The sequence below is a fragment of the Paramesorhizobium salinisoli genome (assembly GCF_003335045.1).
GTDB classification, from domain to species: Bacteria; Pseudomonadota; Alphaproteobacteria; order Rhizobiales; family Rhizobiaceae; genus Paramesorhizobium; species Paramesorhizobium salinisoli.
The window spans coordinates 1-7,392 of sequence record NZ_QOZG01000039.1 but is presented as its reverse complement, the minus strand read 5'-3'; the positions used below and the strand labels follow the sequence as shown (position 1 = coordinate 7,392).

Below are 7,392 nucleotides of genomic sequence, written 5' to 3'. Positions count from 1 at the left end.
AGGCGTGGCTGGAAATTGAGGACTGGCAGGAAAGCGAAATCGAGAAGGACGAATCGCGTGACGGTGTAATCGGGCGCTTTGCCGAAAACGCGATCCGGCTCGCGACGTTACGCGCCTTAAGCGAGGATCCGGTTCAGCCAGTCGTTTCAATTGAGGATGTCGCATGGGCGCGAGCGTTCATGGTTGCCTCCATCGAGGCGGTGGACTCCGGCGTAGTTCGACACCAAAGGCGGCGGTGGTGGCTTGCTTGGCAGTTTGTTCGGCGGATTGTTTGGCGGTGGCGGCTTCAAGACTACGCCCGGCGCAGGACTATTTGCAGATGGCGGCTACACCGGCCAAGGCGGCAAGTACGCACCTGCAGGCGTGGTCCACAAAGGCGAGTATGTCTTTGACCAGGCATCGGTGAAGGCGGCTGGCGGCCCTGCGGCGCTCGATGCCGTGCGTCGTGGCCTGAAGGGCTATGCTGGCGGCGGTGCGGTTGGAATGCCGTCGATGCGCGCTCCGCGTATGCCTGACCTCAAGGCGATAAAAGCAGCGAACAGCAATACGCCGACTTTCTCTCCGACCTGGAATATCGATGCCAGAGGCGCGGATAGCGCTGCTGTTGCAAGGCTCGAGCAGGTTGTTGCCAAGCAGAACAATGAATTCTCGGCGCGCGTGGTTACGACTGTCCGGCAGGCGATCAGCACAAGAAATCTATAAAGGAAATTACAATGGCAGTTTTTACCGGTATCGCAGCCGCAGTTGGCGGCGTGCTTTCGTCAATAGGAATTACATCAACGTTCGTCGGGACGCCTACACTTTTTGTAATCAAGCCCCAGCGTCAGAAAAAGAAGAGGGTCACCAAATGAGCGCTTCCAATTGCTTCGTCGGCAACGACAACATTCAGGTATTTTCAGATACCGCCGTTTACGACTTGGAAAACGGCGGCGCAATCCACGGTTTTGGAAACAAGGTCGTGCCTCTCCTCCACCATCGTGCTGTTATTTCTTGCACCGGCTATGCGTGGGTTTCTATCATAGTCTCGGGGTGTATCTCCGCATCTGGCGCAGAAACGTTTGATGACCTGGCCGCACGTCTCCCCGATATTGTAAAGGACATGACCACCCGCGATCGGGATGCCAAGTTCGGAAACTTTGAGGTGCTTCTCGCTGGATTTTCTGAATCTACAGGTGAGCCGGCTGCCTATGTGTTGACCGGCTATCCAAAAAATGGCTGGCCTGCCTTCACCATGAAAAAGGTGTCCAGTTTCATCAGTCCCTTCATCGAGCGACGACAGTTCGATTTCGACAATCCTGAATCGTCTGGCCTTCGAATCTTGGAGGAGCAGCGCCAGGCGCTATGTGGATCAACTGACAAGGCTGGACTGGCGCTTCACGCCGTAGGCGGTTGCGCGCAAATGACGACCGTTCGTAAGGACGGGATCGAGATGAAGGTAATCCATCGCTGGCCGGATACGGTCGGGAGGCCGATTGAGGCGGCGGCATGAGGGGCGCGGAGATCGCGGGATTTGTTGGTGCGGGACGAATGGGCGGCCTGCGGGTCGCTCTTTTTTTAGACTAGAATTGAACTTCTCTAAAACAGGTCTGAAATTCCTTTGTCGGAAACATTGTGTTTTGTTTCATCGTCCCTATTCGAATTGTATTGCAACTTCGCGGGCACGTCGGTCATGGCATAATGGACAAATTGGTTCCCAAGGGCTGTTAACTCGTAACCGTCATCATCATCAAATGCAGATTTGTGCACTTTGCTGCCCATGCCGGGACGGCTCTTTTGTGGCGTCTTTTTGATAAAGTTACCTGCATAATCGGTCGCACGGTGTTGCCGAATAATCCCGCCTGTGTTCAAGTCGCGTATCAGTAACTTGAACAAATCTGCTTCAGCTGAATCTTCTCTCACCGGATCTTTTCCGAGCGCGCGCCATACCTCTCCACGAGTTATTCCATCTTTATTATAGAACTTCGCAATAACCGCGAAGTGAAGCTCCGAGAAATTTTTGATCCAATCTAGAAAAAGTCGAATTACGTCATCATTACATAAGTTTATCGACGCAGCGTTCGCCAGAAGATTCCGAACAAAAGTACGCTTGTCTTCGCTTTCTGCGCCAGACCAGTCACGAAATGACTTTCGAAGCAATGATTGATACTCAGGACTTTCCACCCTCGAAGCGACCTCTTCATCACTCATATCAATTCGTTGCATTATTTCGATAATTGTCTGCTCTTTCTCCGCCATTTCAGCTTTGAGCATTTCAATCCAATGCTTGAAGAATGAATTAATACGCTCTTGTTCTTGCTCCGACCACGCTGATGAAATTGCAGACAATACTCCTCCGGCAAAGGGTATTGCGCCACTCAAGGCGTTCAAGGTGCCCCTCGCTGCCTTTCCGCCTTTACTTCCTTCTGGGTATTCGTCGTTGTCAGTATTATCGGTCATTTGCCTCGCCTAACTTCCCTTCCTCACTCTTTCCGAATTGACCAGGGCCTCGCCGAGCCTGCCAAGCGTCTCTTTCATTGCTTGCTCGGCGGATTGCGTTAGGGATTTGGCGCCGCCCTCACAGGCGAAACCTGCGTCGGTCTGCGCATTTCCGTCGCCAGATACCGTTGTGCCGAGAAGTCGACCGCCAATTCCATCTACTGTAATAGACGCGGCAAGCTCAACGTTGGTATCCATGCCCGCTGTCCAAAACCCCGGAACGACCCGAAGGCGGGCGGTTACGTCTTCGCCGCGAACGATAATCATGCCCTTCGCACCTCGTGCACGAAGGTCGCTTCTGTCTACCGGTTGGTTGACAACTTCAAGTTCGGTGACGAGATTTTGAAACGTTTTGCGGACGGATCCTGCGAAGCTGCTGGATAGCGCGATCGGGAATGTATGTGCGGCGCAGTTGTAATCAGATGGCTTGATAGCCTTATCCAGTTTTGAGCCCTCAACATACAGGAGGTACTTGCCTGCCAGCTTGCCATCATACGATGAGTAGACATTGTATGTCGCAACGCTCACTGGCTCTGCCTTGTATTGGCAGCCCGAGACAAGAACAGTCCCGAACACAGCTGCGAGCGCAGCTGCATTTGTGATTTTCATAATTAGCCCCCTTAAAATTGCCCGAGGCTAAATTACTCAACTTTGAGGAGAGATCAATCCCCAGCTTGTTCCGACGATGCGACTGATTGATTTCCGCCATGTTTCGTTTCTGGGTGCATCTCTTCGAATATAGCCTTCCTCTTCGCTATATGCGCAGCTTCAACAGCGTCATCGTCGCGCTAATCGTCTCGTTGCTATTCATGCTGTGATGACGGTGTTTCCTCGTCGTCTACGATAAACTTGGCACGAGCATACAACTCGTCGAACGTCATGATCTCGGGCCATTTCAGGGAGCGGCGGAAGAGCTCGAACGACCTGAACATGTCCTTGTTCGTGCCGTTCGACGTCTGGAACTCACCAAGGTTTCCGACCACGAGGAACGATCGCGGCTGGAACTGGAAGAGCGTCTCACCGGTTGGCGCACCCGTCTCAAGGTGCGTCGGCCGAAACTCTTCCGTCAGGTCCTCAAGTGCCCGCTGGACGGTGACCTGTATCTGGGATACCGCGCCTGCCAATTCTGTGGTCGGCGAGAAGACTCCTGGTCTATAGGCTCTGACCAAGCTTGTTTCTGATGTTTTGATTTCGACGAAGCAGAGAGAATTGATGGCAGCGACGGTCTTCATCAGCCCGTCCACTTCCTTGCCCCGACCGGCGATATTATAACCCGCCACCTTGTTGCGCAGTGCCTTTCCGTCCAGCCCCGACATGGCCATGTAAGAAAGGCCGTATCCGAATATCCACATGTTCCGCTCGAAGAACGCCTGCCATGCCATCTCTGCGCCACCATGCTTCTGCGCCTCGGCGCTGCGAAAATCGATATCGTCGAGCATCCGGCGAAAATGGCCCAGTTCGCGGCGGCGTCGCGCGAGCCCGAAAATGTCCTGCGCCTGTATATCCGCCTCCAGCACCGCGGTGAGCATAGCCGGGTCTTCCATCAGAACTTTGGCAATCTGCCTGCGGTCGAAGGTGGACTGTACCTGTGCCCGATCGGGAATTTTGCCACCTTGTTCGTCCACGAAAATCATCGTCTCTGCTGCCCTTAGGAAGGTAAGCATCTCATCGATCTCGCGACCGTAAAGCGTGAAGGCGATCTCCCTGTGCGGGCCGCCTTTGTTGTTCCATTTCTGGAAGGTTAGGTTGGTTATGCGGTGCTCGTTCTCATAAAGAGTTGCCTTCAACTGATAGCGAGCGCCCTCCTGATTGCGCAGAACGACTTCCTTGCCTTCCTTCACGGCGACAATGCCTCCGTTGCCCTCAAAGATGCGGTACATAAACCTGCGGGGATTCACTTCCCGATCGTGGATTTTGCTTATCCGTTTTGAATAATATGTCCAGTGAGGAAGACGCCCCCAGAAGTATGTCTCGTCGTTCTCGGACATAATCGCGCTCTTCCTTGCCTAGGCACTCAAGGACGTGCCGTCCGATCTGCGGACACGTCTATCAATTGTTCAAAACTTAGAGATCGTTGTCGGACTTGAAACGTGCTGTCGCCGTTGAAAAATAACTCTGTACCCTCCTGTGTTGATAATCACGTTCTCTGTTGAATCTCCCGAATCGCCTCGTGATCATCAATGAAGAAGCGGTCAGCACCCCGGCAAGGATGCTGACCGCCATGACTAGCCGATAGAAGGCCTGATCGGCTTCTGCAATTTTCTCTGAAGCAATGTAATAGAGGGTCGAAATCGCAAATCCAACTGCCCCAGATACAAATGCCAACGTTGCGATATATTTTCGTTTCTGTTCTGCTACGTTTGTATCGGATTCATGCACGGCCTCTAACACGCTGTTGGTGCGACACCTTTCAATCACCCCAATCACGTCGTTCTTGGCCTGTTTATCAAGGAAGCGATTTTCGAGTACGTCGGAAAGCACTATCTCAAGGACTTCACGAAAGATAAATAAACGATGAAAAGGCGCATCCGAACGATAGCTACGTGCCTTTCTTATGGCCTCGAACTGAGCGTCTGATAAGACCTCGCGTTCTACAGCTATTCGCTGTAAAACGGTGGCCAATATATCTCGATTTGCTGCATGAACTCGCTCTTCCCTTGCCCCTATTGTTTTCCGATATGCGATCCAAAACGTAAGGGATGTGGCCGCAAGCCCTATGATAATTGATAGCACCGTCTGACCGTCGACGGTCGGCAACCACGACCACTCACGAGAATACGGACTGACAGAATCTAACATCTCATCGCCCCGAGCCTGAGAAGCGCTGTTGAGCATTCCTGCGTTTGAAAGAGGAAGCGTATTACTGACAGCCTGCCAGTACCACGGCCCATCGCCGCAGCAATTAAGCAATTATATGCCCCCCGCATTGTAACCCCCCAATTCAATTGCCCAAAAGGAACATCAACCAACAGCTCGTCGTGGTCAACCCTTGCTTGCAATCGGCCTAGAATGCTGACTAATACGCAGACGTACGGCTGGTTTCCGCTCCCCGCAGATCGCGGCTGCTATCCATATGGCAGCATTGGCCAAGTGGCGAGCTTTTCCCTTGGTGCTTAGTCGGATGGGCACGACCGCAATACGTCGCTACCGTTTTTCGAATAAAATGCTAGATTGTAGGAACAGTTCTGGGTGGGGGCGATCCAATCATGGGCACAGCGGCGTGCGGACTGAAGGCAGTCGCCTTTAGCGCAATGATTCTTATCGCATCGGCGACAGGCGCATCAGCCGCCCTGACGTTCACGACTGGGAAATTGACGAGCGGAATCGGCTTCATCCTTGTTTCTGGTAGTTTTGACTTCGACCAAAATCTGTCGCACTTCACGCGCCTGGTTAAAGAGACCGATCCGGTCTTTGTGGCGTTCAATTCTCCGGGCGGCAATCCACCAAAAGCCATGGAACTAGGCAGGCTCATCAGGGCGTTAGGGCTTGCCACGTTTCAGCCCAGGCAGGGAGAATGTGCCTCCGCCTGCGCATTGGCCTTTCTTGGGGGCACCATACGATATGCTGAGCCAGGAGCGATTGGCGTTCACAAATCTTCCTTCGCCGATAGCCGAGGGATGGATCTCGACAGCGCTGTCTCCTATGTCCAGCATATTACCGCAGAGACGATTTCATACATGACAGAGATGGGCGTTGATCCCGCTTTGCTTCAACTGTCATTGAAGTACGAAAGCGATGACATCCGGTATTTATCCAAAAGCGAAATGGCTGAATATCGCGTCACAACGAAAACCGACAAAACCTCGGCAGATCTTCCCGAATCTGGCAATAGTATTTCCCCACCTACATCAGATGTTCCTCCGACGACCCGAGCATTACCAGATAGCAGTATTCCGAATCTGGACGCTCGATTTGATATCCCACGGGCGAAAACGGGGAGGTTCAGGCATCCAAAAGGCTTCGAATTCTTGAGGGATAGCCCAAGCCAACAAGGCAGCAAACTCGGCATGCTTAGAAACCGAGATCGGGTGGCGATCCTCAGCATAAGTGATCGTTGGTACAAGGTAAGGGTTGGTACGCGGATTGGATATTTGCACCACAACTGGGTGAAGGTTGATCAGTTCATCAACAATCAGTTCGATGATCGATATATTCAAATTGCCAGCTTTGATAATTTTGCCGAAGCGGAAAACTACATCAGGAATGCACCATTGCCTCTGACTGCATACCTCGCGGCAAATCACTGGTTCGCAGTTACGGCATCTGGGACGTTTCCAGCAAAGCAGGCTGCAGAAATGTTGAAGCAAATGAAGGCGAAGGCCAGTGCGCCAGAAGACGCCTTCATCACGGTCGGGAATACCTATGTTCGAAAGGTTTGTTGCGATTAGCACTCCCAGACGCACTGGCTCTTAGGCCGCGGCGCGGTATACGTTCTTGCGTTTGGGCCGGAGTAGAAAGGTTGAGGCCGTCGATGGGCGGCTGAGAAGTGCGGCATCCAGAGCCGGCGGATATGACGGATACAGTTCTTGGTCTCCGTCCTATCGATTGAGTTATAAATCATATGGCGGCTCGACGCGGGTTCGGGGATATCACCGAAAGAATGGAACCTATGTCAGATCACACTACCGGCGCAGGCGGTACGTGCATACGCCGAAGAAGCGGCGCATCGGGAAGCCGAAACAGAGAAACTCGCAGACATTCGTTGAGCGGCTGGTGGCTCGGGGCGGGATCAAGTGACCGTGTCCATGACGAAGGCGTGACTTAGCCAAGGAGGAGAAGGTGGAATGAAGGTGAGCGTCCGGCGAAAGCATTTCCGCTTGGTCGAGCCGCCGAAGCTATAGGACGCGCTTCACCTCATCTGCCATGACGCGCTCGATCATCTCGAGGTCGCATTGTTCATCGACGAGGAACTGGCGG

At 52.9% G+C, this 7,392-nt stretch carries 8 protein-coding genes; 4 read left to right on the top strand and 4 right to left on the bottom strand.

Translation table 11 applies throughout. From position 1 onward, the window contains the following. Positions 1–243: 243 nt before the first annotated feature. The 3 genes from DUT91_RS26360 to DUT91_RS24135 are packed head-to-tail and all read left to right on the top strand — an operon-like array spanning position 244 to position 1,489. The gene (locus tag DUT91_RS26360; RefSeq protein WP_200835081.1) at positions 244–702 is read left to right on the top strand and encodes a hypothetical protein; all 459 of its coding nucleotides are present in this window, start codon (positions 244–246) and stop codon (positions 700–702) included. A gap of 11 nt (positions 703–713) precedes the next feature. Beyond that, positions 714–851 carry a hypothetical protein gene (locus DUT91_RS25910; RefSeq protein WP_160113712.1) on the top strand — a complete coding sequence of 46 codons (138 nt, stop codon included), beginning with the start codon at positions 714–716 and terminating at the stop codon, positions 849–851. Beyond that, positions 848–1,489: a hypothetical protein gene (locus DUT91_RS24135; protein ID WP_114442940.1), complete on the top strand. Its 642-nt coding sequence runs from the start codon at positions 848–850 to the stop codon at positions 1,487–1,489. The genes DUT91_RS25910 and DUT91_RS24135 overlap by 4 nt, the downstream gene beginning before the upstream one ends. Before the next feature lie 86 nt (positions 1,490–1,575). Here the strand turns inward: DUT91_RS24135 and DUT91_RS24130 are convergent, their stop codons facing one another. The 4 genes from DUT91_RS24130 to DUT91_RS24115 all read right to left on the bottom strand — a co-directional run bounded on the left by DUT91_RS24130 (position 1,576) and on the right by DUT91_RS24115 (position 5,232). Next, positions 1,576–2,436 carry a hypothetical protein gene (locus DUT91_RS24130; RefSeq protein ID WP_200835080.1) on the bottom strand — a complete coding sequence of 287 codons (861 nt, stop codon included), beginning with the start codon at positions 2,434–2,436 and terminating at the stop codon, positions 1,576–1,578. A 9-nt stretch (positions 2,437–2,445) separates the two neighbouring features. Next, positions 2,446–3,084 carry a hypothetical protein gene (locus DUT91_RS24125; protein WP_114442939.1) on the bottom strand — a complete coding sequence of 213 codons (639 nt, stop codon included), beginning with the start codon at positions 3,082–3,084 and terminating at the stop codon, positions 2,446–2,448. A gap of 194 nt (positions 3,085–3,278) precedes the next feature. Next, complete coding sequence (locus DUT91_RS24120) at positions 3,279–4,355, bottom strand: Shedu immune nuclease family protein (RefSeq protein ID WP_160113711.1); 1,077 nt, start codon at positions 4,353–4,355, stop codon at positions 3,279–3,281. Positions 4,356–4,539: 184 nt separating this feature from the next. Then, positions 4,540–5,232, bottom strand: a complete 693-nt coding sequence (locus DUT91_RS24115; RefSeq protein WP_147272277.1) for a hypothetical protein — start codon at positions 5,230–5,232, stop codon at positions 4,540–4,542. A 449-nt stretch (positions 5,233–5,681) separates the two neighbouring features. On the opposite strand from DUT91_RS24115, the gene DUT91_RS24110 reads away from it, so the two are divergent. After that, positions 5,682–6,863 (top strand): SH3 domain-containing protein, encoded by a 1,182-nt coding sequence (locus DUT91_RS24110; protein WP_114442936.1) that lies wholly within the window; start codon positions 5,682–5,684, stop codon positions 6,861–6,863. The last annotated feature ends 529 nt before the right edge of the window (positions 6,864–7,392 follow it).